Source organism: [Flexibacter] sp. ATCC 35208 (assembly GCF_001975825.1).
Classification (GTDB): Bacteria; Bacteroidota; Bacteroidia; order Chitinophagales; family Chitinophagaceae; genus Chitinophaga.
In genome coordinates this window covers 138,541-163,952 of the sequence record NZ_MTKN01000003.1, presented here as the reverse complement: position 1 = coordinate 163,952, position 25,412 = coordinate 138,541, and the positions used below count along the sequence as shown (strand labels likewise).

Annotated in this window: 19 protein-coding genes; 12 read left to right on the top strand and 7 right to left on the bottom strand. The window is 44.9% G+C overall.

Going from position 1 to position 25,412, the window contains the following annotated elements:
* Positions 1-28 precede the first annotated feature (28 nt).
* The 3 genes from BW716_RS03760 to BW716_RS03750 all read right to left on the bottom strand — a co-directional run bounded on the left by BW716_RS03760 (position 29) and on the right by BW716_RS03750 (position 2,244).
* Positions 29-946 carry a DUF6600 domain-containing protein gene (locus tag BW716_RS03760; RefSeq protein WP_143708708.1) on the bottom strand — a complete coding sequence of 306 codons (918 nt, stop codon included), beginning with the start codon at positions 944-946 and terminating at the stop codon, positions 29-31.
* Positions 947-963: 17 nt separating this feature from the next.
* A complete protein-coding gene (locus BW716_RS03755; protein WP_083721105.1) occupies positions 964-1,449 on the bottom strand; it encodes a hypothetical protein in 486 nt (161 codons plus the stop codon).
* Positions 1,450-1,560: 111 nt separating this feature from the next.
* Complete coding sequence (locus tag BW716_RS03750; RefSeq protein ID WP_083721103.1) at positions 1,561-2,244, bottom strand: VIT1/CCC1 transporter family protein; 684 nt, start codon at positions 2,242-2,244, stop codon at positions 1,561-1,563.
* A gap of 177 nt (positions 2,245-2,421) precedes the next feature.
* Between BW716_RS03750 and yiaA the strand changes: the two genes are divergently transcribed.
* Both yiaA and BW716_RS03740 read left to right on the top strand, forming a co-directional pair.
* The gene (gene yiaA / locus BW716_RS03745; protein ID WP_083721101.1) at positions 2,422-2,841 is read left to right on the top strand and encodes an inner membrane protein YiaA; all 420 of its coding nucleotides are present in this window, start codon (positions 2,422-2,424) and stop codon (positions 2,839-2,841) included.
* 159 nt (positions 2,842-3,000) lie between these two features.
* Positions 3,001-3,333, top strand: a complete 333-nt coding sequence (locus tag BW716_RS03740) for a DUF4870 domain-containing protein (RefSeq protein WP_083721099.1) — start codon at positions 3,001-3,003, stop codon at positions 3,331-3,333.
* A 147-nt stretch (positions 3,334-3,480) separates the two neighbouring features.
* On the opposite strand, the gene BW716_RS03735 is transcribed toward BW716_RS03740, so the two are convergent.
* Positions 3,481-4,521 (bottom strand): isoaspartyl peptidase/L-asparaginase family protein, encoded by a 1,041-nt coding sequence (locus BW716_RS03735; RefSeq protein WP_083721096.1) that lies wholly within the window; start codon positions 4,519-4,521, stop codon positions 3,481-3,483.
* Between the two features lie 120 nt (positions 4,522-4,641).
* Between BW716_RS03735 and BW716_RS03730 the strand changes: the two genes are divergently transcribed.
* The 3 genes from BW716_RS03730 (at position 4,642) to BW716_RS03720 (ending at position 10,561) form a co-directional block, all read left to right on the top strand.
* Positions 4,642-6,714, top strand: coding sequence for a hypothetical protein (locus tag BW716_RS03730; RefSeq protein ID WP_083721094.1), 2,073 nt, complete (start codon positions 4,642-4,644; stop codon positions 6,712-6,714).
* A 20-nt stretch (positions 6,715-6,734) separates the two neighbouring features.
* Entirely contained in the window at positions 6,735-7,841 is a 1,107-nt protein-coding gene (locus BW716_RS03725) for a glycoside hydrolase family 88 protein (protein ID WP_083721091.1), read from the top strand.
* A 272-nt stretch (positions 7,842-8,113) separates the two neighbouring features.
* Positions 8,114-10,561, top strand: a complete 2,448-nt coding sequence (locus tag BW716_RS03720) for a glutaminase family protein (protein ID WP_083721089.1) — start codon at positions 8,114-8,116, stop codon at positions 10,559-10,561.
* Positions 10,562-11,461: 900 nt separating this feature from the next.
* Here BW716_RS03720 and BW716_RS03705 read toward each other — a convergent pair.
* Positions 11,462-11,701, bottom strand: coding sequence for a hypothetical protein (locus tag BW716_RS03705; protein ID WP_083721084.1), 240 nt, complete (start codon positions 11,699-11,701; stop codon positions 11,462-11,464).
* 84 nt (positions 11,702-11,785) lie between these two features.
* On the opposite strand from BW716_RS03705, the gene BW716_RS03700 reads away from it, so the two are divergent.
* The 3 genes from BW716_RS03700 (at position 11,786) to BW716_RS03690 (ending at position 16,972) form a co-directional block, all read left to right on the top strand.
* Entirely contained in the window at positions 11,786-13,231 is a 1,446-nt protein-coding gene (locus BW716_RS03700) for a sialate O-acetylesterase (RefSeq protein WP_083721082.1), read from the top strand.
* 143 nt (positions 13,232-13,374) lie between these two features.
* The gene (locus BW716_RS03695; RefSeq protein WP_083721080.1) at positions 13,375-14,250 is read left to right on the top strand and encodes a DMT family transporter; all 876 of its coding nucleotides are present in this window, start codon (positions 13,375-13,377) and stop codon (positions 14,248-14,250) included.
* Positions 14,251-14,452: 202 nt separating this feature from the next.
* Positions 14,453-16,972, top strand: coding sequence for an ABC transporter permease (locus tag BW716_RS03690; protein ID WP_083721078.1), 2,520 nt, complete (start codon positions 14,453-14,455; stop codon positions 16,970-16,972).
* Position 16,973: 1 nt separating this feature from the next.
* Here the strand turns inward: BW716_RS03690 and BW716_RS03685 are convergent, their stop codons facing one another.
* A complete protein-coding gene (locus tag BW716_RS03685) occupies positions 16,974-17,393 on the bottom strand; it encodes a hypothetical protein (RefSeq protein ID WP_083721076.1) in 420 nt (139 codons plus the stop codon).
* A 48-nt stretch (positions 17,394-17,441) separates the two neighbouring features.
* Complete coding sequence (locus tag BW716_RS03680) at positions 17,442-17,681, bottom strand: hypothetical protein (RefSeq protein WP_083721074.1); 240 nt, start codon at positions 17,679-17,681, stop codon at positions 17,442-17,444.
* A 409-nt stretch (positions 17,682-18,090) separates the two neighbouring features.
* On the opposite strand from BW716_RS03680, the gene BW716_RS03675 reads away from it, so the two are divergent.
* From BW716_RS03675 to BW716_RS03660, 4 genes are all read left to right on the top strand, one after another.
* A complete protein-coding gene (locus BW716_RS03675; RefSeq protein WP_083721071.1) occupies positions 18,091-18,666 on the top strand; it encodes an RNA polymerase sigma-70 factor in 576 nt (191 codons plus the stop codon).
* A 238-nt stretch (positions 18,667-18,904) separates the two neighbouring features.
* The gene (locus BW716_RS03670) at positions 18,905-19,903 is read left to right on the top strand and encodes a FecR family protein (RefSeq protein WP_083721069.1); all 999 of its coding nucleotides are present in this window, start codon (positions 18,905-18,907) and stop codon (positions 19,901-19,903) included.
* A 402-nt stretch (positions 19,904-20,305) separates the two neighbouring features.
* Positions 20,306-23,794 carry a SusC/RagA family TonB-linked outer membrane protein gene (locus BW716_RS03665; protein ID WP_083721067.1) on the top strand — a complete coding sequence of 1,163 codons (3,489 nt, stop codon included), beginning with the start codon at positions 20,306-20,308 and terminating at the stop codon, positions 23,792-23,794.
* A gap of 4 nt (positions 23,795-23,798) precedes the next feature.
* A complete protein-coding gene (locus BW716_RS03660) occupies positions 23,799-25,403 on the top strand; it encodes a RagB/SusD family nutrient uptake outer membrane protein (RefSeq protein ID WP_083721064.1) in 1,605 nt (534 codons plus the stop codon).
* Positions 25,404-25,412 lie beyond the last annotated feature (9 nt).

The window sequence follows — 25,412 nt, the reverse complement described above, 5'->3', positions numbered from 1 at the left end:
CGGTGATTATATCACCGGCATTCTTTTATTACCTTCTCACTCTCGATGATGGTGACGGTGAAGACATCATAGGTGCTGTACGCATAGGCAAACTATTTACATTTCGTATTTGCTCAGATCTTTGTATGGTCGGCGTCGGTCTGTCCTGCATTTGCATAATTGGCCGGGCAGTCGTGTTACTATTAAAACTCCTGAACTGTCTGGGTTGTGGATTCTGAACCTGTGGTCTGTACACCTGCATGTTATTGCCAGTCTGTACGGCATTGCCGCGTACCCTGGTTTCCTGTATAGCCATTGGGGTGATAGTCCTGTTAGTATACCGCTGAACCTCTGCCACATTCGGTCCCTGTGAATAATACAGGTTATTGCCGTGTGTAGTGGCAAAATTGTTAATCACAGAGATCCTGTCTGTACTATTGGGCCGTGTTACCACTCTCGAAATATCATTGTCATATATGTGATCCCTTGGCACCTGGTTCCAGTAATAGTCATGTGGTCTCCACCCGCCATAGGCAGCACCTACGCCTACACCAGGTCCCAGTGGCGCCCAGCAGTAATAGTTATCCACAGCACCCCAGGTAACCCATGCTGGTGACCAGTCGTATCCGGGTATCCATAACCAGCCATACGCATCGTCGTAAAACCAGCGGCCATAATGAAAAGGTGCCCATCCCCAGTTGAAATCAGATGCCCACATCCATCCTTCATTGCTATATACCCAATGACCATTCGTTGCATAAGGACGGAATTCTCCATCCATTCCCGGACTCCACACATGGCCATAGCCAGGGTAATCAATCCAGCTGCCATAAGGCGACAGGTCATCGTAAAATGTCTGGTAAGTAATACTTCCATTCGGGGAGGTGCTACCTTGTATCGCAGTTGTAGTAGTACAACTATTCAACAACAATAAACACGAACACAGGGCTAAAACAATACGTTTCATGACTATTAAATTTAAGGTTATTTCAATGCCTGGAAGAAACTCACATTCCCTTCATCAGAAACCTGTAACACTTCTTTCTTAGCGCCCTTGCTGAGCTCCACGAAATAACTGTCGGGGGCGTCAGCAGTCACACCAAATAACTGCATATCTGTACCATTATTCTCGTTATCATCATACCTTATTACAGATACCACATTGTAATCTTGGTATTCTTTCCTGATTTTGCTTTGAGCTTTCAGGGGCAGGTCGGTAAACTTTTTACTGCTGGTAGTACCTACCAATTCGGAGCCAGCATCGTAATAGGCTGTCATGGTATGCCCTTGCCGCTGGAAGATGACCTCATCGAAATTGCCGGGATGAGACCATACCGCATGCTGCACGTGGCTGAAATCCTGTGAGAATTGTGTTTTGGATAGATTGCTGACAACCTTGTCAAAGGAGTTTGCCTCACTGGTCATTACCACCATGAAAAGGGCGGCTGCTGATAAGAATAACGTTTTCATATGCTTTTAGTTTAATACTGATACAAAGCTAAAAGCATATGAAACGTCAAAGTAGGCGATGTAGGTCAATGGGGTTAAATGGTCGGTCAGGAGGCAAAGTCGTGTTCTGAATCAGCTCACCAATTTAGCCAGTGAATAAGCCGCCACAGCCGCTATAATGCCTGTGAGCGCTACCTTCAAAGTGCCTTTTATCAAAGGTTGCCCGGTTACTTTTGATTTAAAGTACCCAAATATGATCAGGGCTACCACCGTAATGATACAAGAAAAATAAAACCCCTGCTGGTTATTGGAAGTCATTAGATAGGGGAACAAAGGAATAAACCCACCTGCCAGGTAAGAGAATGCAATCGTCAATGCAGATTTGATCGCTCTGTCCTTATCCGGTTTATCTAGCCCCAGTTCAAAGCGCATCATAAAGTCTACCCATTTATGTTTGTCCTGGCTGATTTGTAAAGTCACTTGCTTACTCAGCTCTTTATCTACACCCATGTCAATAAAGATGGCTTCCACCTCCATTCTTTCTGTGTCCGGTACATTCTCTACTTCTTCATATTCCCGTTTTAGTTCGGAATCATAGTGCTCTACTTCTGTCTGACCGGCAAGAAATCCACCCAATCCCATTGAAATGCAACCTGCTGCAATTTCAGAAAGTCCGGACACGATAATGAGGTGGTTCGTATCCAGTACGCCGCTCAACCCCGCAGTAAGGGCAAAGGGTACGGTTAACCCGTCGGACATGCCGATGATAACATCTCTGACAAAGTTGGAGCTACTGATGTGTGTTTCCTGATGCATGCTTATTAGTATTGATATAAAATTATCAAAATAGAATGAGTATTTAAAACCGGCACATTAGAGAAGCTTGATTTTCATAATATTATAACGCAAAAAAAAATTATCCCTGAATTCAGCTATTTCAGGCCCCTGATAATTAGGGTTAATTTGTATCTTATATAGAAATTTACCGATACAATGAAACAAAAACCATCGATGGCATTTATTGCCGCATCCTGGGTTGCGTTGCTTATTGGGGTTGTTGGCTACATCGTAGGCCTGTATAATGCCCAAATGCAACTTAATGAAAAGGGATACTATTTCACTGTGCTGATGTATGGTCTCTTTGCAGGGGTATCTGTGCAAAAGTGCGTAAGGGATAGGTTAGAGAAAATTCCCGTTACAGACATTTACTATGGTATAAGCTGGGTGTCTACATTACTCTGTCTGATCCTCCTGGCAGTTGGATTATGGAACGCCACCATGCTGCCTAGCGAAAAAGGATTTTACGCATTTGCATTTTTACTGAGCATTTTTGGTGCCATCGCAGTACAGAAAAACACCCGCGATAGCCAGGCTGCAAAGGAAGAAATCGCTGATATTAATAGAGAGGCATAGTTTTAATATTCTGATCCTGAATTGATTGCATTGTTTGTAGTTGTTTCGTAGACGCTGTTTTTTTCGCTTGTAGTACTTCCGTAGTAGGCAAAAAATAGCTACACATGTTTGGGGCAAATACTTTTGTGACATCATCAATCACAAAAAAATGATCATATCATGAAGGACAAAACATTAGCTATCGTCGCCTACTGTACAATAATTGGTTGGGTAGTTGCATACATTAAGTATAAAGAAACACCTGAACGCTCACCACTGGTACGTTACCATCTTGCACAGGCCTTAGGCGTATTTATCGCTGGTCTGGCAATTTCAATTATTGTTTCTATCGTCGCAAGAATAATTCCTACCATGGGATTCCTCTTGAGTGTAGCCGGCCTTCTTCCATTGATTCTGCTGATATTTGGAATAATAACAGCTTCTAATGAAGCACAGAGACCTGTACCAGTAATTGGTAAAGTCTTCGAAAACAAATTCAGCTTTCTGAACTAAGCATGTTTTCAGAAAAAATTAATCCCAATCATTGTTGAAAAGCCCGGATTAACTATCCTTTTGAAAGCATAAAAAGACTGACTAATAAGGTGTTATTTACCATTCCCCCCTCTAAAAATGGTTGCCTGTTAGTCAGTCTTTCGCTTTTTATTGTGGTTTGTAGATCTCAATATCAATCTGGCCATCTTCGGTAATAGTACCTCTGTACATTCCTTCTGTATTAAAAGGCATCACAGCATGGCCTGCCTGATCCAGTGCAATTAATCCACCGCTCCCACCCAGGATACCGATTTTCTCAATCACTGTTTTCGCAGCCAGATCCAGACTAATACCCTTGTATTCCATCATGGCAGAAAGGTCGTAAGCTGCTACGTCTCTGATATAATATTCACCCCAACCGGTACAGGACACAGCGGCAGTTTTATTATTAGCATAAGTACCCGCACCAATGATAGGAGAGTCACCGATACGGCCGTACTTTTTGTTGGTCATACCACCAGTAGAGGTTCCTGCCGCCAGGTTACCATTTCTGTCCAGCGCTACAGCGCCTACTGTACCGAACTTGTTATCCACATTTTCGATACCCAGTTTGCCGGCTGGCGTATAACTATGGTCCGGTTTTGTTTTGGTAGAATCGGTTTTGAGTACTTGTTGCAGGGCGTCCCAGCGTTCCTGTGTCCAGAAATATTTAGGGTCTACGATTTCAAGACCTGCATCTTTTGCAAACTGCTCAGCTCCACGACCCGCCAGCATCACATGTTCAGATTTCTCCATCACAGCCTTGGCGGCAGCAATCGGATTTTTGACAGTGGTCACCCCGGCTACAGCACCTGCCTGCAGGGATTTACCATTCATAATGGCAGCATCCATTTCATTTTTGCCATCATGAGTGAAAACAGCGCCTTTGCCCGCATTGAAGAGAGGAGAGTCTTCCATCACCTTGATCGTAGCTTCTACTGCATCAACACTGCTCTTGCCGGCTTTCAGGAGTTTGTAACCCGTAATCAGGGCTTCTTTCAGTACCGCTGTGTAAGCAGCTTCTTTTTCAGGAGTCATGTTTTGTTTGGTAATCGTACCAGCACCGCCATGAATTACTAAAATATATCTTTCCTGTGGTGGGGTACCTTCTTCGGCATAGCAAACCGCCTTCAGACTAAGCATAAGGCAGCACAAGAGTAACTTTTTCATATAAGCTAAAATAGTAAAAAGACAGCATAGGATACCTTTCCTCTTATCATTTTGCATATTTGAAAAGTCAACTTTTTATGCAAACGTTTCCATAAAAACGTACTTTTAAGTATTCCACGAATGAAGAACTATATTACTTTCCTGTTGACCTGCACATACAGTATAGTGTGTGGACAAACGCCCATCAACCGCCAGGCGCTGGTTGAGCGGCATAATGTGACCCTGCACCAGGCAGATACGCTCGCTGCTCTGACACTGGGCAATGGCAACTTTGCATTTACTGTAGATGTCACTGGTTTGCAAACGTTTCCCGAAGCATATAGCAAAGGTATTCCCCTGGGTACCCAGTCAGGCTGGGGATGGCATAGCTTTCCCAATAGGGGAGGGTATAAAATCGATGAAGCTTACCAGCCTTATCACCTGCATGGCCGGGATATCACCTACGCGGTACAAAAAAAGAATACCCCTGCTGTCGACTATTTCCGCCAGAATGTACATCGCTTACAATTGGGAAATATTGGGTTTCAGATACTGAAAAGGAATGGACAACCCGCTACCCTCGATGATATCCAACAGCTAGACCAGGTACTGGACCTCTGGAATGGAGAGATCCGCAGCGCTTTTACTGTAGAAGGCGTCCCCGTAAAAGTCCGTACCGTCGTTCATCCGCAAAAAGACCTCGTATCCATCAAAGTCATTTCCCCGCTTGTAAAGCAGGGGCGTCTGAAAATCCGTATCCGCCTTCCTTACCCCACAGGCGAATTCGCAGATGCAGGTACAGACTACCAGCATCCTGACAGGCACCAATCGTCTTTTATTAAACCCGGTCTTATCATCCACGAGTTAGATTCAACCCATTATTATCTGAATTACTCCCCTATAAATACCAGCAGTCCTCATCTCCATGAGTTTCTGCTTACCCCTGACGAGGAGATCACTGTTGAGTTCTCTCCTCATGAAGCGCAGGACCTTCCTTCTTTTGCGCAAACGGAAAAAGACAGCCGCCAATACTGGCAGGCATTCTGGAAAAGGGGCGGAGCGGTTGATTTCAGTGGTAGTACAGACCCCCGCGCCTTTGAACTGGAAAGGAGAGTGGTCCTTTCCCAATATCTCATGGCAGTGCAATGTGCTGGCTATATGCCGCCGCAGGAAACAGGGTTGACGTACAATAGCTGGTATGGTAAACCACACCTTGAAATGTACTGGTGGCATGCCGTTCATTTTGCTCTTTGGGGAAGGGCAGACCTGATGGAGAAAAGCCTGCAATGGTATGCGACCGTTGCAGACAAAGCCCGTGCTATTGCGCAAAGACAGGGTTACAAAGGTATTCGCTGGCAAAAGATGACAGACCCTGAAGGGAATGAAAGCCCCTCTTCTGTAGGCGCTTTCCTCATCTGGCAACAGCCTCATTTTATTTACATGGCTGAGTTACTGTATCGCCAGCACCCGGAAGTATTGGCAAAATATCAGTCGCTGGTCGCTGCCACGGCCGATTTTATGGCATCTTATGCGTGGTATGACAGTGCCACCCATCATTATATTTTAGGCAAAGGACTCATTCCTGCACAGGAAAGATTTAAACCGGAAGACACGTACAATCCAACATACGAACTGGCTTACTGGCGATGGGGATTGCAAACGGCTCAACGATGGAGAGAAAGAGCAGGGCTACCCCGTAACCCGGAATGGGATCAGGTATTAAATGGCTTATCACCACTACCACAGCAGGAAGGCTTGTACCTGGCAGCTGAAAGTGCGCCTGATAGTTATACCCGACCGGCATACATGACAGATCACCCAGCTGTACTGGGTACCCTGGGGATGTTACCCACCAGTGCTGCACTGGATACGGTTGTTATGCATCATACCCTCGATAAGATATGGACCAGCTGGGATTGGAAAGATACCTGGGGATGGGATTTTCCACTCACCTGCATGACGGCGGTGAGACTGGGACAACCTGAAAGAGCGATAGATGCCCTGTTTATGAATATCAAAACAAATACCTGGTTACCCAATGGCCATAACTACCAGGATGATCGGTTAAGGCTTTACCTGCCTGGAAACGGTGGGTTATTAACAGCGGTGGCCCTGATGTGTGCAGGTTATGATGGCTGTACCATCAAAGAACCGGGTATTCCTAAAAACGGTAAATGGAAAATAAAATGGGAAGGCCTGCAGCCTATGCCCTGATAAATTAAAATAAATCCACAATGAAAAAGTATTTCCTGTTCGTTACCATGCTGTTGGCCGTAAACACCCAGGCACAGAAAACCCTCATTCCAAAGAAGACCACACTGGCTGCGCTGACGAAGACGAATCAATATTTTATGGAGAAGTGGCCGGATACGGGCAAAGAGATTGTGTTGAATAAAACATGGCCATCTAATATCTGGACCCGTGGTGTGTATTATGAAGGCCTCATGGCATTGTATGCTATTGATCCAAAGCAACCCTATTATGATTATGCAGTGCAATGGGGTGAAAAACATAACTGGAATCTTCGCAATGGTATTAAAACCCGCAATGCGGATGACCAGGATTGTGGGCAGACGTATATTGATCTGTATCTGATAGACAAAAAACCGGAACGTATCGCCAATATCAAAGCGTCTATTGATACAATGCTCAAGACATCTAAAATAGACGACTGGCATTGGATCGATGCCATTCAAATGGCGATGCCTGTAATGGCCCGCTTAGGTAAAATATATAAGGATACGGCTTATTTCCACCGCATGTATGAAATGTATGAGTGGACAAAGAATGGTTTGTACAATAAAGAAGAGCATTTGTGGTGGAGAGATAAGGACTTCATTCCTCCTTATAAAGAACCAAATGGGCAGAACTGCTATTGGAGTCGTGGTAATGGATGGGTACTGGCAGCATTGGTAAGAACAATGGAACAACTCCCCGAAAATTCCCATTATTATAAGATCTTCCTCAATGACTTTAAGGAAATGTCAGCCGCTGTTTTACCCCTGCAAAGGACGGATGGGTTCTGGAATGCGAGTTTGCATGATCCAAATAATTATGGTGGAAAAGAGCTGACAGGTACTTCATTATTTGTATATGGTATTACCTGGGGTATTCGTAAAGGCTACCTGGATAAAAAGACTTATTATCCGGTGGTAGTGAAGGCGTGGAACGCGCTGGTAAAAGATTGTGTACATGATAATGGAATGCTGGGCTTTGTGCAGAGTACAGGTAAGCAACCTTCAGATGGTCAGCCGGTTAGTTTTGATAAGATACCTGATTTTGAGGATTATGGGCTGGGATGTTTCCTGCTCGCAGGTAGTGAGATTTATAAATTAAAATGATTTTTCAGGCCTGTGGCAGCTATTGCTTCTTTCCTGCCTGCCGCAGGCTCCACCCTCCCTCGTTGAACCCCATTTGCAAAAAAATTAAGCGTACCATATACCTTTATTTAGAATAAAATCCCTATTTTTCACTCGTGTGAATGAATAAAGTGTAGCAGAATACCACGTCATTACTCAAACTCAGGTCTATGCGTCTCAACACTTCCGCAGCTAGCAATGGCTTTGCGTCCACGTTCGCGTATAATTTAATCAATATAAAGCTCCACAAAACCATGAACAAATTTTTGGGATTTGCCGCGCTGTTGCTCGCTCAGCAATTGCATGCGCAACAACAACAGGCTCCAGCCTATCCATTGGTCACACACGATCCTTATTTCAGCATCTGGTCCGCTTCGGACAATCTCACCGCTTCGGCCACCCGTCACTGGACAGGTGCAGAACAGCCTATCGTAGGCATGGTAAAAGTGGATGGCACCACTTACCGTGTACTCGGTCAGCAAGGTGAACATTATGATGGTATCGTGCCTGCTGCCGACGAAAAGAAATATACTGTCGCCTATACAGAAACAGCGCCTGCTGCTGACTGGATGTCGACCGACTTCATTGAAAAAGGCTGGCAGACAGGTGAAGCTCCTTTCACCAACGACAAACACATGTCAGGTACACAATGGAATACCCGCGACATCTGGGTACGCCGCTCATTCAACCTGAATAAGATCCCTTCAGAACCATTGTTCCTGAAGATCAATCACGATGATAACGCTGAAGTATATATTAATGGTACTAAAGCGTATAGCTACGAAGGTTGGTTGAACCACACACAATATTTCCCCATTAGCGACGATGTAAAGAAGCTCCTGAAGAAAGGTAAAAATGTACTGGCCATACATGTTACCAATACACAGGGCGGTGCTTTCCTCGATGCTGGTATCTCAGTAAAACCAAAGAACTTACTGGCGGACAATATCAAAACAGCCGTGCAGAAAAGCGTACAGCTCACCGCTACGCAGACTACCTACACCTTTAGCTGTGGTAAAGTAGACCTGACGCTGAACTTCCTGTCTCCGTTATTATTAAATGACCTTGACCTGATGTCTCGTCCGGTATCTTATATTAGCTACAAAGTACAATCTAACGATGGTGCACAGCACGATGTACAGGTGTACTTTGGTGCAAGTTCCACGCTCGCTACCAATACCGCTGGCCAGGAAGTGACAGCACAGCAGCTCACCAGCAATGGCCTGTCTATCCTGAAAGCAGGTACAACAGAGCAGGCAATCCTGGCGAAGAAAGGTGATGACCTCCGCATAGACTGGGGATACCTGTATGTAGCTGTACCAAAAGAAGCCAACGCTACCCAGACTATAACAACTGATGGTGATGCGATTGCTTCTTTCGTAGGGAAACCAAAAGCAGTAACTGCCGGCAAACAACTGATGTTGAACACGGTTGTAAAACTGGGTAAAGTAGGTGCTGAATCCAAAGAACAGGTTGTCCTTATTGGTTATGATGATATCTACAGCATTCAGTACTTCGGTACTAACCTGCGCCCATGGTGGAAAAAGGATGACACCTTCACCATCGAAAAAGAACTGGCTGCTGCCAGCAAAGACTATGGTTCCATCCTGGAACGTTGCAAAACCTTCGACAAACAGATGTATGCTGATGCAACCAAAGCAGGTGGCGACACTTATGCTAAGTTGTGTGTACTCGGTTATCGCCAGAGCATCGCTGCACATAAACTGGTGAAGAGTCCTGAAGGCGAAATACTGTTCCTCTCCAAAGAGAACTTCAGCAATGGCTGTATCAATACAGTGGATGTAACTTATCCATCCGCCCCTCTGTTCCTGATCTACAATCCTGATCTGATGAAGGGGATGACAAACGGTATCTTCTACTTTAGCGAAAGCGGTAAATACACCGAGCCTTACGCTGCACATGACCTGGGTACCTATCCGCTGGCAAATGGGCAGGTATATGGCGAAGGCATGCCGGTAGAAGAATCTGGTAACATGATCATCCTGACTGCAGCTATCGCAAAAGCAGAAGGTAATGCTGATTATGCAAAGAAGCATTGGAAGACGCTGTCAACCTGGGCAGACTACCTGCTGAAAGAGGGTTTCGATCCAGCTAACCAGCTGTGTACCGATGACTTTGCCGGTCACCTGGCCAGAAATGCAAACCTTTCTGTAAAAGCGATCGTTGGTTTGGGTTGTTATGCTATGCTGGCAGATCAGCTGGGCGAAAAGACAACAGCTGAGAAATTCAGAACAGCGGCAAAGAATATGGTGACTAACTGGATGAAACTGGCAGATGATGGTGACCACTACACCCTGGCGTTTGAGCGCAAAGGTACCTGGAGCCAGAAGTACAACCTGGTTTGGGATAAAGTGTTGGGGCTGGACCTGTTTCCAAAAGCTGTATACGACAAGGAAATCAAATATTATCTGACACAGCAGCAACGTTTTGGTTTACCACTGGATAGCCGTAAAACCTACACTAAATCTGACTGGATAGTGTGGACAGCGGGGCTCACCGATAACCAGGCTGATTTTGAAGCACTGATCACACCGGTGTATAAGTATGCAACAGAGACCAGCAGCCGTGTACCTATTTCCGACTGGCATGAAACTACCGATGGTAAGATGGTAGGATTCCAGGCGAGAAGTGTGGTAGGTGGATATTTTATGGAAATATTGGAAAAGAAACTGGGTAAATAATTGGCTGCAATCAGCCGTATCGGGGTGGGGTGGCCTTTTTACAGGCTTCCTCACCTTTGTTTTTAAGGTGTAGTAATTGTACTACACGTCATCATTGGCGGCTTGGTTATATTTGCAACACACACTTTGTTATACTATCCTTAGACTTCTCTATTGCCAAATATCAATCTAAAATAATTTATTTAATATATGTATATGAGCATGATCATATACTGTTAAGAGCTTGGTTTTTATTAGGATATGGTAGAAAAAGGTTGTCATTCCTGGCGACCTTTCATTTTTCAAATCTTATTTTATCCCTTTATCTTTTTACCTACATCTATTACTTGTACCGGCCGGTTTGGCCGGTTTTTTTTCAGATTATTTAAATGATGAAGGCCTGTCAACGACAGGCCCTCATCATTTAAATAGAAGCGCCTGCGAATTCTCTTCGCAGGCTGCTCACTTTTTTGGGTAATGGATGCAATTGAGGAAATAAAATGGATGGAATAAGGAAACAATGAATGTTTGGGGTTTGGGGAACAATGAACGAAACGGGGAAACAATGAACATTGGGGCATTGCCAACCGGATGAAAAATCAGGGGTCGCAATTGGATGAAATCCGGGGATCACAACTGGACAAAAAATCGGAGGTTAAAATGGATGAAATTTTGGAGGCGGCAACTGGATGAAAATAAAGTAGAAATCAGGGTGAAAATGGACGAAATTCAGGGTGAAATGGATGAAAAGCTGGGGGGAATAATGGACGAAATTTCGGGGGTAAATTGGATGAAACTCTTGGAAGTTACAATGGAATGAAAACTGCTTGCACTACACGAATAAATATCTTATTAATTAGTTTGAACTAAACCAGTTTTGACTAAACACTGATCAATCAGTTCTTGCTAATCACTTATCAATTAGTTCTCACTAAACCCACTGAAAAAGCGACGCGCTACGTGTTTAAATCTATTCACATCTTCTTCGCTCTCCAGTTCCATATCGAAATGAGAATTGGTCGTATTATAATATTGTAAAGCTGCTGCTGCAATGTCGATATTACCGTAGGCATCTGCAGTGGCTTTGATAAAGCTGCTATTTGAATTCAAATAGTGAAGTGCTTTGATGTCAAATTCGAAAGTGATGATACCGTTTGCCATGATAGTTTCATTTTAATAACTCATCCTATAAAAATTTCGTGCCAAACTTTTGTAACTTGTAGAGATCATTAAAAAACTAATTTCATGCGATTATCCACGTTCCTCAGTACCACTGTGTTATCACTATTTGTTACTTTTTGTTATGCTGATATTAAATTGCCTGCTTTAGTCGGAAGCAATATGGTTCTGCAACGCAATAAACCATTACATATCTGGGGATGGGCTGATAAAGGCGAAACAGTCACAGTAACTTTTAAAGGAAAAGCAGTAAAAACTGTTGCAACAGAAAAAGGTAAATGGCAGGTTACATTACCTGCGATGCCAGCTGGCGGCCCTTACGAAATGTCGTTAAAAGGGAAGAACACTATTCACCTTGATAATATATTAATAGGTGAAGTATGGGTGGCTTCCGGCCAGTCAAATATGGAAATACCGCTCCAGGGCTGGGGCAAGGTCCACAACTTCGAACAGGAAGTCAAAGCAGCGAACTATCCCAACATTCGTCTGCTGATGATAAAACGTGCAACCAGTACCGTACCGCTTGATACCGTCACTGTTTTGCAGGGTGGATGGCAGGCGTGTACGCCGCAATATATTCCGGAATTTTCTGCAGTCGGATACTTTTTTGCCCGTGAAATTAATGGGTATCAACAAGTACCTGTGGGAATCATCCTCACTTCGTGGGGGGGGACTGTAGCAGAAGCGTGGACGAGTGGGGAATCGTTGAAAAAAATGCCGGCATTTGCGGATGCGGTTAAATCATTTGAGCAACTGTCTACGCCGGAAGCGCCTTCAAATCCTAATAAGGCAACATTATTATATAATGCGATGATCCATCCTGTTATACCATATACCATCCGTGGAGTGATCTGGTATCAGGGGGAGAGCAACGCTGAGAGGGCGTATCAATACAGGGAGTTGTTTCCCCTCATGATCAAAGACTGGCGGAAACAGTGGAAGCAGGGGGATTTTCCTTTCTATTTCGTACAGCTGGCTAATTACAAGGATGTGGATGCACAACCTGTGGAGTCTGATTGGGCAGAGCTGCGGGAGGCACAGTTAAAGACTTTATCACTGCCAGCTACAGGTATGGCATCGGCGATTGATATTGGAGAGGCGAAAGATATACATCCTAAAAATAAACAGGAGGTAGGGCGTAGGTTGTCCCTCATCGCAAGGGCAGAGGTGTATGGGGAGAAAATTCCTTATTCCGGGCCTATCTATTTGTCTAAGCAGATTGCAGGGAACAAAGTGACTTTGAACTTTAAATATACCAATGATGGATTGCAGGTGAAGAAAGGTGGGACATTAAAAGGGTTCGCTATCGCTGGCGAAGACAAGCAATTCCATTGGGCACAGGCTACGATCAAGGGGAATCAGGTCGTGGTGTGGAGTGAAGAGGTGCCACATCCTGTGGCGGTGAGGTATGGTTGGGCCAATAATCCTGAGGGTAATCTTTACAATGGTGCTGGGTTACCAGCGAGTCCTTTTAGGACAGATGATTGGAAGGGAGTGACATTTGGGAAGTAGGAGGGATCACTTTCAGAACATAAGTGTGGAAATCTTTCAGAACATATTGTTGGAATGAATCCATTTGTAGAAGTATCCAGAGCAACTTTCAGAACCGATGACAGGAAAGATATTACCTTTGGGAAGTAACCAGGTTTTATCAGATGCGTCAAGTTGTATTCGGTGTATTATTCGCCATGCTATGGGCTTCCGCCAGCGTGGCTACCAAGATTGGTATCAGATCAGCAGAGCCTTTAATATTGGCCAACTTCCGATTTTTCCTCGCAGGAGGAGGGATGTTGTTGTTTGCCTATCTTATTCAGAAAGGCAAACATAGAATGCCGCAGGGAAAGGAGTGGAGACAGCTGCTCACATTTGGGTTTCTCAATACTACCTTATACCTGAGTTTATATGTTATTTCCATGAAATCGGTATCTGCGGGTATCGGCACCCTGGCTACTGCAACGAACCCTTTATTCATCATGGCGATATCTGCATTATGGCTCAAGCGACCATTAAGATGGTATGAGCTCACGGGTATGTTCCTTGGTTTATCCGGCGTTGCAGTAGCTACTTATCCTTTGTTGGCCGAGAGCCATGGGTCTGTAGCAGGGCTAATTATACTGCTAACCGGTATGTTATCTGTTTCTGTTGCTACTGTCTATTATTCCCGTATCGAATGGGAGTTACCCAATCTCGTCATTAATGGCTGGCAGGTGTTTCTGGGTGGGTTGTTGTTATTGCCATTTACCTGCTTAACTTCTGATTTTTCTACTACCAGATACGACATCAATTTTTGGGGTGGGCTTTTATGGTTGGTACTTCCTGTTTCTGTCACGGCATTACAACTCTTCTTCTACCTTGTAAAGCGTGATGCAGTACGTGCATCGCTCTGGCTCTTTCTCTGTCCGGTATTCGGTTTTATTTATGCAGCTATCTTATTGCATGAGGCGGTTACCTTGTTTACATGGGGGGGGACGATTTTAGTAATAGCAGGGTTATATTTGGGACAGCGAGAGAAGTTTGCTGCGAAAAAGTGATTATTCAGTAAATTTAATCATGCCCAAAGATGGCAATTTCAAAAGTGTACCTGCAAAAGATCTTTTACAACAAATAAAACGATCTTAATCTTCCCTCGTCCATAACCGGACATCACTCCGCTCAAAACCGGACACCCTACCCCCACAACCCTCTGACTATCATCTTATTCCCACATGGCACTATTCCTGCTTCCACCTCCTCATGCTGAAAATCACCATCCGCCGCCTCCTCCGTTTTAAAAAAGCTTCCTTACTCAATATCGCCGGCCTTGCCATCGGCATCGCTGCCTCCCTGATCGTGTTCATGATCATTCGCTTTGAAACCAGCTTCGACACCCAGCAGCCCAACTATAAAAACATCTACCGCATCGTCACCCAAACAGACTACTCCACCGGCGTACAATACAATTCTGGAGTATCCACCGGCGTACCTGATGCTATAAAAAACGAGTTTCCACAAATGGAAAAAGTAGCAACCCTCCAAATGATAGAGGGGGCGCAGTTTTCTGCAGAAGAGAATGCAGGCAGGAATGTAGAAGATAACGCAGGCAAAAATGCAGAAGAGAATGCAGGCGGGAATGTAGAAGAGAATGCAGGCAGGAATGTAAGAGATAATGTAGGCAAGGATGCAGGAGATAATATAAGAAAGAATACAGGCAATAATGCAGGAAAAAATACAAGCGCAAAGGTCTTCAAAGAAGACCACGGTACTTACTTTATAGAACCCGCCTGGTTTGACCTGTTCCACCAAAAATGGCTCTCAGGCGATCCCTCCCAATTAGCCGCTCCCAATACAATCGTCTTAGACAAAACCACCGCCGAAAAATACTTCGGCACCTGGAAAAAAGCCATCGGCCAGATCATCACATTAGACAATAAGTATCCGCTCAAAGTAGCCGGTATCTTAGATAACGCACCTGCCAATACTGACTTTCCCCTCCGCATGGTAGTTTCATTTGAAACCCTCCGTCAGCACCCTGACGATTATAGCTATGTAAAAAACGACTGGGGCGGCATGAATGGTCAGCACCAGGTCTTTGTACAATTACCAGAAAATACAGACCCTGCTACTATCAGCAACCGCCTTAAAACTTTCAGCAAAGAACACTACACCAATCAATTGATTAAAGTAAGAACCCTGCTCTTACTTCCCCTCAGCGAAAACCACTTTGACAACCGTTTTAGTTATATCGTTCCTCATGTTTCCAGCCATACCCGTTTGCTCACCCTTACATTCATCGGTGTGCTCATCCTGCTCATGGCCATCATTAACTTCATCAACCTCACCACCGCCCCAAGCGCCATCCGCTCCAAAGAAATCGGTATCCGCAAAGTATTAGGCAGCTTAAGAAGACAACTCATCACCGACCTGCTTTTTGAGACGGCTATACTCGTAACCGTAGCCATCCTGCTAGCCATCGGCATCGCACAATTATCCTTACCTGTATTGCGCGGATTTACCCCCATGCCAATCGCCGTATTCAGCATAGAAAATATTGTTTTCTTATTCATCCTTTTAATCTCTGTCACCTTATTCGCTGGCATCTACCCAGCTTTTATCTTATCCGGTTATCAACCGCTCAAAGCATTCAAACCCGCTGGTTTCTCCGTACGCCGTGGTTTAGTCATCACTCAATTTGCCATCTCCCAGATCATGATCATCGGCACTATCGTGGCCATGGAGCAGGTACACCTATTACAATCTGCTGACCTGGGATTTAATAAGGAGGCGGTATACACGGTACATGGTTTTGGTAATTACGACCTGAATGGTGCTAATGCCCTCAAAACCCGTTTAAAACAATACGCCGGTTTCGCCAGCATCACCTTAGCCAATATGCCACCCACTGCAAATAGCAACTGGATGGATGTTTTTTATTTTGACCAGGGGGCTACTCCCAGCAATTATAATATTGACATCCGTTGTGGGGATGCTGATTACGTCCGCACCTTTGGCCTGCAACTCATAGCAGGGCGTAACTACCAGGATGGTAAAAATATCCGTGAGCTTCTCATCAATCAAACCTTTGCAAAGCAATTAGGCTATAAAGATCCTGCAAGTGCGATCGGTCACACGATAAAAATTAGCAACACAGGCGAATGGCACCAAATCGTAGGTGTGATAAAAGACTTTACCAACAATTCCCTGAGAGAACAGGTACGCCCGTCTGTAGTGATGCCCTGGCGCGAAGCCTGCTGGCTTACCTGCATAAAACTGACTGATTTCAAAATGATCGATGTACTGAAAGACGAATGGATGAAAGCCTTTCCCGGCTATGTGTTCAATGGTAGCTTCCTCACACAGCAAATGGAAAACTACTACCAGCAGGAGCAACAGCTTTCCCTGCTCTACCGCCTCTTTGCCGGCATCGCTATATTTATTTCCTGTCTGGGTTTATATGGAATGGTCTCTTTCATGGCAGTACAAAAAAAGAAAGAGATCGGAATTCGTAAGGTACTGGGTGCATCTGTCATGAATATACTTTACCTCTTCTGGAAAGAGTTTCTCACTTTAACAGGCATGGCTTTCCTGATAGCCGCACCAGCTGGTTGGTGGCTCATGAACAACTGGTTGCAAAACTTCACATTGCGTACGGACGTCGGAGCAACAGTATTCCTGACCGCCATTGCAGCATCGGTAGCCATAGCTTTGCTCACCGTGAGTCACAAAGCAATGACTGCCGCGCTGACCAATCCGGTCCAAAGTATTCAAACGGAATAGACTACTCTTCAAATTCAATGGTTTTGATCTTGTTAGCAAGGTTGTCGATACTTTGCAGCTCGATCTCTATCATTTTCCTTTTCAGTGCTGCTGCTTCTTCAGAAGAGATAAGCCCATCACTTAATGCTGCTTCTATTTTCTGTAGTAAAAGTTTTTTAAATTTCACTACCCGTTTCCGTTTGTAATACGCATTCTTCTCCCGGATAAGGAACTTCCAGATTAAAGAGAAGGCTATTGAAACAGTGGGAGCAATAATTACAAGCCAGGACTTTAGTGGATAATTGTCAGGGAGATTGCTAGCTAGTAGTACGAGCAGGGTACCACTGCTTGCGCCAGCTATACTGGCAGATGTAGAGCTTGGTTGCTGGTTATTGAGAGCCTCTGTGGATGGGTTAGCAACCAATGAGTTTGCTTGATCCAAGGAATGAAAATGGTTTTATAGGATTGAATTGATTTTATGGTATTTGGGTCACTTCCCTAGTAGTACATCCATCGTGCGAAGAATCTCTTGTACATCATTCTGTTTTTCAAGTTCAAGTACTACTACCTTTCCTCTTCTGTCCTCCAATACTAAAGCCTTCGGAGGATGTGTGTTATATTTCTTCAGCCTGGCTGATTCCCTCCAGGCACTGATAACAGGTAATGCTAAGGTAGACAGCAAGCTGAAAACAGCTATAATTGATAATATGGTATTAAATATCGCCGACATTAATCATTTGAAGTTTGATAATTTTGGGTAACAATACTAAGTTAAGACTTTTCCCCCGATTCACACATAAAATTCTTACTATATTAACATTTCAATTAATGACTGATATTACTGTCGCAGTGTATACTGGTAAAGGGTTTTGGTTTTATTTATTTGACAGAAAAGTACTCAATTCTGAATGAGTAATCCACTCTATTCCTTTCAATTTTACCTTGGGCAAATTCAAATGGTTTGGGTGGCCCCTGCGGCAGCTTCCGGAAGAAGCGGCTTGCTGGAAAAAAATATTTTTTAGGGCTGTCAGTAATTTTTCTAATTTATCTGTCCTATATCAAATGGCCTAACTGCCATTATTCCACATTATGAAAGGGGCAAAAATTATCTATATCGTCTACGGTACTGTCAGCAGGGTATGAGCAACAATGAAAACATCCGTTTATGGCAACAGCAAATAGCTGATGATGGCGATGAAAAAGCTTTCGCCTCGCTATTCCGTCACTATTACGAACGACTGTTGCATTTCTGCATGCAATATGTGTCCACGCGCGAAGCTGCGGAAGAAATCGTCTCCGACGTATTTGTGAAGATCTGGAACCGACGTGCCGGGCTGGGTGCTATTTCTAACCTGGAAGTATACCTGTTCGTAGCAGTCAAAAATCATTCACTCAATTATCTTGAACAATATTCCAACCTTAGAATTACTCCACTAAATGATGATTCAGGTTTAGCCGGGCTGACCACTACAGACCCGGAGAAAACAATGGAATGGAAAGAGATCCTCTTCAAAATGGATCAGGAAGTAAACCGCCTTCCGGATCAATGTCGGCGGGTATTTAAACTGATTAAAGAAGAAGGATTTAAATATAAAGATGTGGCTGAAATTCTTAACATCTCGCCACGCACTGTCGAAACACAATTATTCAGAGCGATGAAGCGATTGAATGAAGTGATCGGTCCATTTGTTTCAATGAAAGCAAAAAAGAAATAGGCCATTCGTCTTGCGGATGAAGTAGGTCATGTATTTCGCTAAGTAGATCATTCATTTCGCTGAAGAAGTAAGCCATTCGTCTTGCTAAAAGAAAGTAGGTCATTCTTTTAGCTAAAGAAATAGGCCTTTCTTTTCTCTGGCAATGAACATGTATTTCCCTAAACAGAAAAAAAATAAATCTCTCTGTAAGTAGTTTTCAAAATATCTCTGTCCTTCTCATACAACCGGCTTCTCAATTATGATCAACGATGAACTTTTTAATACACTAGCCGCCAGGAAACTGGCTGGAGAAGCTACCGCCGAAGAGCTGCAGGAGTTGGATATCCTAATGCAGGATAACGATTATTTACGGGAACAATTTACCCTATTACAATCCTATTTCAGGGAAGCACCTTATCACGCTGCTGCAGATACTGAACTAGCCCTGCAAAAAACCATGGCACGCATTCACGCCACTCCCACACTCCAACCCAAAAGAGCTGTGTGGAAATGGCTCAGTGTCGCCGCCGCCGCTATATTAATACTCGGTACCGGATTATTGTATGTAGACAAAGCACATACTCCTATATCACAGATGGCAGCCAACGACACCATGCAATGGCTGCATCGCCAGAATGGCAAAGCAACCCGCGCCAGCATCGAACTCGCTGACGGTAGTAAGATCTGGCTCAATGTAGACAGTAAACTCACTTACCCTGAAGTGTTCAACAGCAAGTCCAGGGAAGTCTACCTCACCGGCGAAGCATTCTTTGATATCGCACCCAATCCTGGTCGGCCTTTCATCATTCACCTCGCTAAAGGAAGTGTACATGTACTAGGTACCTCCTTTAACATCCGTGCCTATGATAATGAAGCCGTGCAGACTTCCGTACAAACAGGTAAAGTAGCCTTTATACCTGCTGATAACAGGGATACCGTCTTCATCACACCAGATGAAAAAGTAACCTATCAGCCTGCCGCTACAAAAGCAATTATTAAAGAACCAACAGCTGCTGAAGACGATAAAGCCTGGACTGAAGGCCGACTCGTATTCAGAGATAAGACATTGGAAGAAATAGGCATTGAACTGGAAAGGACCTTCGGTAAGAAGATCTCATTTATAGATGAAGCACCACGGCATTACAGGCTCACCGGCTCATTCCAGAACAACAACCTGCAGGATATCATGTATTACCTTGCCAGATCAAGATCATTCCACTATAATATAACTGATAGCACACTGCTGATAAGTGAATAGCAGGAAGGTAAACGCAACCACTGTAATTGCATATTGCTGATAGGCAAACAGCAAGGCCACAAAACGGAAAAGCAATATAGCTTATGCATAGCAGCAAGGCCGCCAGATGGCAAAGCAAAACAGCTGATGCAGGAAAAACAAAACTGTCAAACCGCAAAGCTAAATAGCGATGCATAACAGCGAAACCACAAAACGGCAAAGCAAACAGCTTTTGCATAACCGCAAAGCTGCCAGACCGCAAATGCTAAACACGTAAATCAAAACAGTAAAAGAAAAAGAAACAAACAGCATAATTCACGTTAAGGTACAGGCATCACTAAAAAGGGCTTCCAATTCAGCCCTTTTTAGCCGCCCCCTACTCTGTAAATATCACTGATACACACAATAAACCAAAATAGCGTTATGAAAGAAAGACCGCTACGTTTTACTATTCCGGCTACTTTCCGCTCCCTTTTCCTGCCTATGTTCGTCTGTATGATCGTTATGAACATACTCGATCTGCGCGCCCAGATGGCTTTCGCCTCCAACACTGGCCGTTGCTCAGGCGCACAGCAGGTCAATGCCGCCGAAAAGCCCACAGAAAACCGCATCTCCCTCCAGGTAAACGATGAAGGATTGGGACAGGTGCTGGAAAAAATTGAAGCGCAAACACCCTTCGTCTTCGTCTACTCTAACGACGAAGTGAAAGCCGGCCAAAGAGTCACCCTTACCGTCAAAGATCAACAGCTCGACGATGTGCTCAAACTCATCCTCTCTCCGCTGGACATCCGCTTCGAAAAGATCAATAACAAAATCATCCTGCGTCAGGGCCGCCAGCCAGCCGCTACTTACCAGGCAAATGATCTGAGTGTCAGTGGCCGTATTGTAGACGCCAAAGGCGTTGGCATCCCTAACGTCAACGTACGTCTGCAAGGTACCAATCTAGGCACCACTACAAATGATGATGGTTTTTTTACGCTAAAGATCCCAGCTGGGCAAGCCAATGGTACCTTAGTTTGCTCTTCCGTTGGCTACATCCCATCGGAGGTGGGTATCAATGGCAGAACTAATATTACCGTAATGCTCACAGCCGATTCCAAGGACCTGGGAGAGATAGTGATCACAGCTTACGGCTCACAAAAGAAAACCCAGGTAACTGCGGCCATCAATACCATTTCGACCAGGGATATTGAAGGCCGCCCTGTAACAAACATGTTCCAGGCCCTACAGGGTACTGCCCCAAACCTCATCCTGCAACAACAAAATGCAGAACCAGGTGCTAAACTCACCCTCAATATCCGTGGTGTGGGTAGCCTCACCGGCAACTCCCCACTCATCATCATCGATGGTGTGCAGACCGGTGGCGATGGCTTACAAAACCTGAACCCTTACGATGTGGAAAGCATCTCCGTATTGAAAGATGCCGCTTCTTCCGCTATCTACGGTTCTCAGGCTGCTAACGGTGTTATCTATATCACCACCAAAAGAGGTTCCAAAGACGATAAACCATCCGTGACCTACAATGGGATGTATGGCTGGCAAAAACCAACCACACTACCCCGCAACGTAGAAGCATGGGAATATATGACCCTGAAAGATGAAGCACTGGTGAACTCCGGTAAAACACCACAGTACACACCTGATGAAATTGCTTACTGGAAACGTAAAGGTTCATATCCCTCTTACATGGATGAAATGATCCGTAACTATACCCCTCAGCAAAATCATAGCTTAAGCCTGACTGGCGGGGGTAAAAGCAGCAGCTATCTGATCTCCCTCGGTTATGTCAACCAGGGCAACATGCTGCAGAATAAATACGTAAACCAGGACTTCTATTATAAACGCTACAACGCCAGAGCAAACCTCGGCGTAGATGTAAGCAAATACGTAAAAGTAAATGCAAACATTGCGTACACTAAATCCTTCTTCCGCCGCCAATCTGCCGACATCGGTATCCTGATGCGCGATGCCATGCGTACACCCCGTATCTATCCTGTAAAAGATTCTCTGGGCAACTTCGTCGTTCCTGCACTGAACAGTAACAACGTGTTCGCACAGCTGGATCTGCAAGGGTTTGACCTGGTTGAAAAAGATAACCTGCTCGGTGGTCTGGATGTAACGATAACTCCGGTGAAACACCTGAAGCTGAACTTCAATGCCTCCGGCAATTACACCATCACCAACGATATCAACAGGGTGAATAAGTATAGCTACGCTCCTTATTATACCACTGCGAATCCACCTACTTACAACCAGTATTCTGAATCTGAATACAAGGATAACAACACGAACGTATACGCCACTGCTGAATACGAAAACAACTTCGGCAAGCACTACGTAAAAGCACAGGTAGGCGCACGTAGCGATGCCGTGAATGAATACTATGGTATCAAAGCCAGCCGCTACGGTACCACCAACCTCGATGACCAATGGGCTATTGGTGGCGGTTATATTCCTAAGCCTGATGGCAGCTATGATTATTCTACCATCGGCACTTACAATGATATCAGCAATCCCAATCTCTATGCACTGAACTCTCTCTTTGGAAGGGTCAACTATGTATACGACGATAAATATCTCGCGGAGTTCACCTGGCGCTATGATGGCTCTTCCAAACTGGCTCCCGGTCATCGCTGGCAGTTCTTCCCTGCATTCTCCCTGGGGTGGAGAGTGACAGACGAAAAGCTCTTCAAAGACTTCAAAGATAAATACGGCAACATCAAGCTGCGCTACTCATGGGGTCAAGTGGGTAACTCCAACATCGGAGGCTTCAACTACCTGGCCCGCGTAACGCTCAACTCCGGCAAGTATGCGTTCAACAACGCACCTGCTCCCGGTGCTGATTTCTCCGCATACAACGAAACGTTGCAATGGGAAATCTCTACCATGAGTAACTATGGCGTGGATATGGATCTGTTCAATAACAAGATCACCGCCAGCTTCGACTACTTCAATAAAACTACCACTGGCATCTACCTCTTCCAGGTAGTACCGGGTACAGCAGGTATCGGCTCTTCTCTGCAGAACGTAGGTAAAGTGGAAAACAAAGGATGGGAAATCTCCTTATCCTACCACGCGAAAACAGGCGCTGTGAAGCACACGATCGGCGTAAACTTATCTGATAACCTGAACAGGGTGATCAAATATGGTGAACAGTCCATTCAGGGTTCTGACTTCACTTACATCATCAAAGAAGGATTCCCGATCGCTTCTTACTACGGCTACAAATCCAATGGTCTGTACCAGAACCTCGACGATATCAAGAATGCACCCAAAGTGCCATTCGCCTACAATCAACAGGTGATGCCCGGCGATATCAAATATATAGACCGTAATGGTGATGGCGTGATCGATGCAAACGACCGTTATGTATTCGGTAATCCATTCCCTCGTTACACATTCGGATTTAACTACAGTGCCAGCTGGCGCAACTTCGACTTCTCCATGTTCTGGCAGGGAGTTGGCAAGCGTACCCAGTTCCTGCGCGGTGATATCGTAGAAGCATTCCATAACAATGAGGACCACGCCTTTGTACAACACCTGGATCGCTGGACACCTACAAATCCGGATGCAACCTATCCACGTCTCACCATCGGTGCGGCTGATGCTAACAACTTCGCTTATTCAGACTACTGGCTGTTCGACACCCGCTACCTGCGCCTGAAGAACCTGCAATTTGGCTACAATCTGCCTAAGCGCTTTACCGATCGTATAAAGGTACAGGGTGCAAGGATCTACTTCACCAGTCAGAACCTGCTCACCTTCACACCTCGTCGCTTCCACGATCTGGGTGTAGATCCTGAGTTCACACAGTTCGACGATAAGCTGTCTTTTTCCAATTACAATGCTATTGCAGGACGTAGCTATCCGAATGCAGCTACCTTCTCTTTTGGTATAGACCTGAAATTTTAAACGTATGAAGAGACTACTGATAATACTCATAAGTGCGACTACGCTGTATTCCTGCCGTAAGCTGGATCAGCCTATCACACGCGAATATACAGAGGAGGCCTACTGGCGGGATGCTGATGATGCACTCGCAGCCGTAAACAGTTGTTACGAAAATATGTCGAACGACGGCTACTTTTTCGGCAACGAAGCACTGAGCGACAATGCTTATGTAAACGGTACCGGTTTTGACAACGTGACCGCTATTGCTGATGGGGCCTACGATCCATCCAATGCAAGAGTAACGAATGAATGGTCATACCGTTATACCTGTATCCGCAAGTGTAACACCGTAACAACGAATATCGACAAGGTGCCAAACATGGATTCTACCCTGAAAAAAAGGATCCTGGCCGAAGCCCGTTTTATTCGTGCCTACTCTTACTTTCAGCTGGCAGACTGGTATGGGGATGTTCCATTCTATACCAACCTCATTACCATCGACGAAGCTAAATCCATCACCCGCACACCAAAGGCAGACATCCTCAATTTTGTACAGTCAGAGCTGGCTGCCATCCGTGCAGACCTGCCGGTAAACACTGCTTATGCTGAACAGGACAGAGGCCGCATCACCCGTGGTGCTGCGATCGCTTTCAGTGCACGGGTACATTTGTACAAGGGAGAGTGGCAGGCTGTGGTAGATGATTGTGAACAACTCATTGGCAAAACTGATAACGGAACTTATAGTCTGCAATCCAGCTATAAAAATGTATTCAGCATCAACAATGAATATAACAGCGAAGTGATCCTCGACCTGCAATATGGGGGTGGTCGTACCTATGCTACACAACGCAACTTCCTGCCACAGACAGTTGCCTTGCTGAGGAGTGTGCTGGTGCCTACACAGGACCTCGTAGATGATTATGTAATGCTGAATGGTAAAGGTATCGCTGAATCAGGTTCCGGTTACAATGAAAGTAATCCTTACACCAACAGGGATCCTCGTTTTGAAGCCACCATCCTGCACGATGGTTCTACCATCACTGACTTTAACGGTGCGGTACAAACGATTCTCACACAGCCAGGTTCTAATCCCGCTACCAATAGTGTGGATGATCAGGGAGCTTCTCCCACCGGTTATTACTTCTACAAATATTACGATCCAACCGCCAGCAATTACAACTCCAGCCTGAATCTGATCATGATTCGCTATGCAGAAGTATTGCTGATGTATGCAGAAGCAAAAAATGAACTGGGACAACTGGATGCGAACGTATGGAATACCACTGTTCGTGCATTGCGTGTACGTGCTGGTTTCAATGATGCAGGTGCTACTGAATATCCTTCAGCCACTACCGATCAGCTCAGAACCATCGTACGCCGTGAAAGACGTGCAGAACTGGTATTCGAAGGTATTCGTCCATTCGATATCCGTCGCTGGAAAATAGCTGACCAGGTACTGGCCAGACCAGTAAGAGGGATCAAGGTAACCGGAGGTGCTTTTAACAAAGATGCAAATGGATATATCATTGTAGAAAACAGGCTTTTCAACAATCCAAAACATTACCTCTGGCCGGTGCCTACATTCGAACGCGACCAAAACAGCCACCTCGGACAAAACCAGGGTTGGTAGAATTTCCAC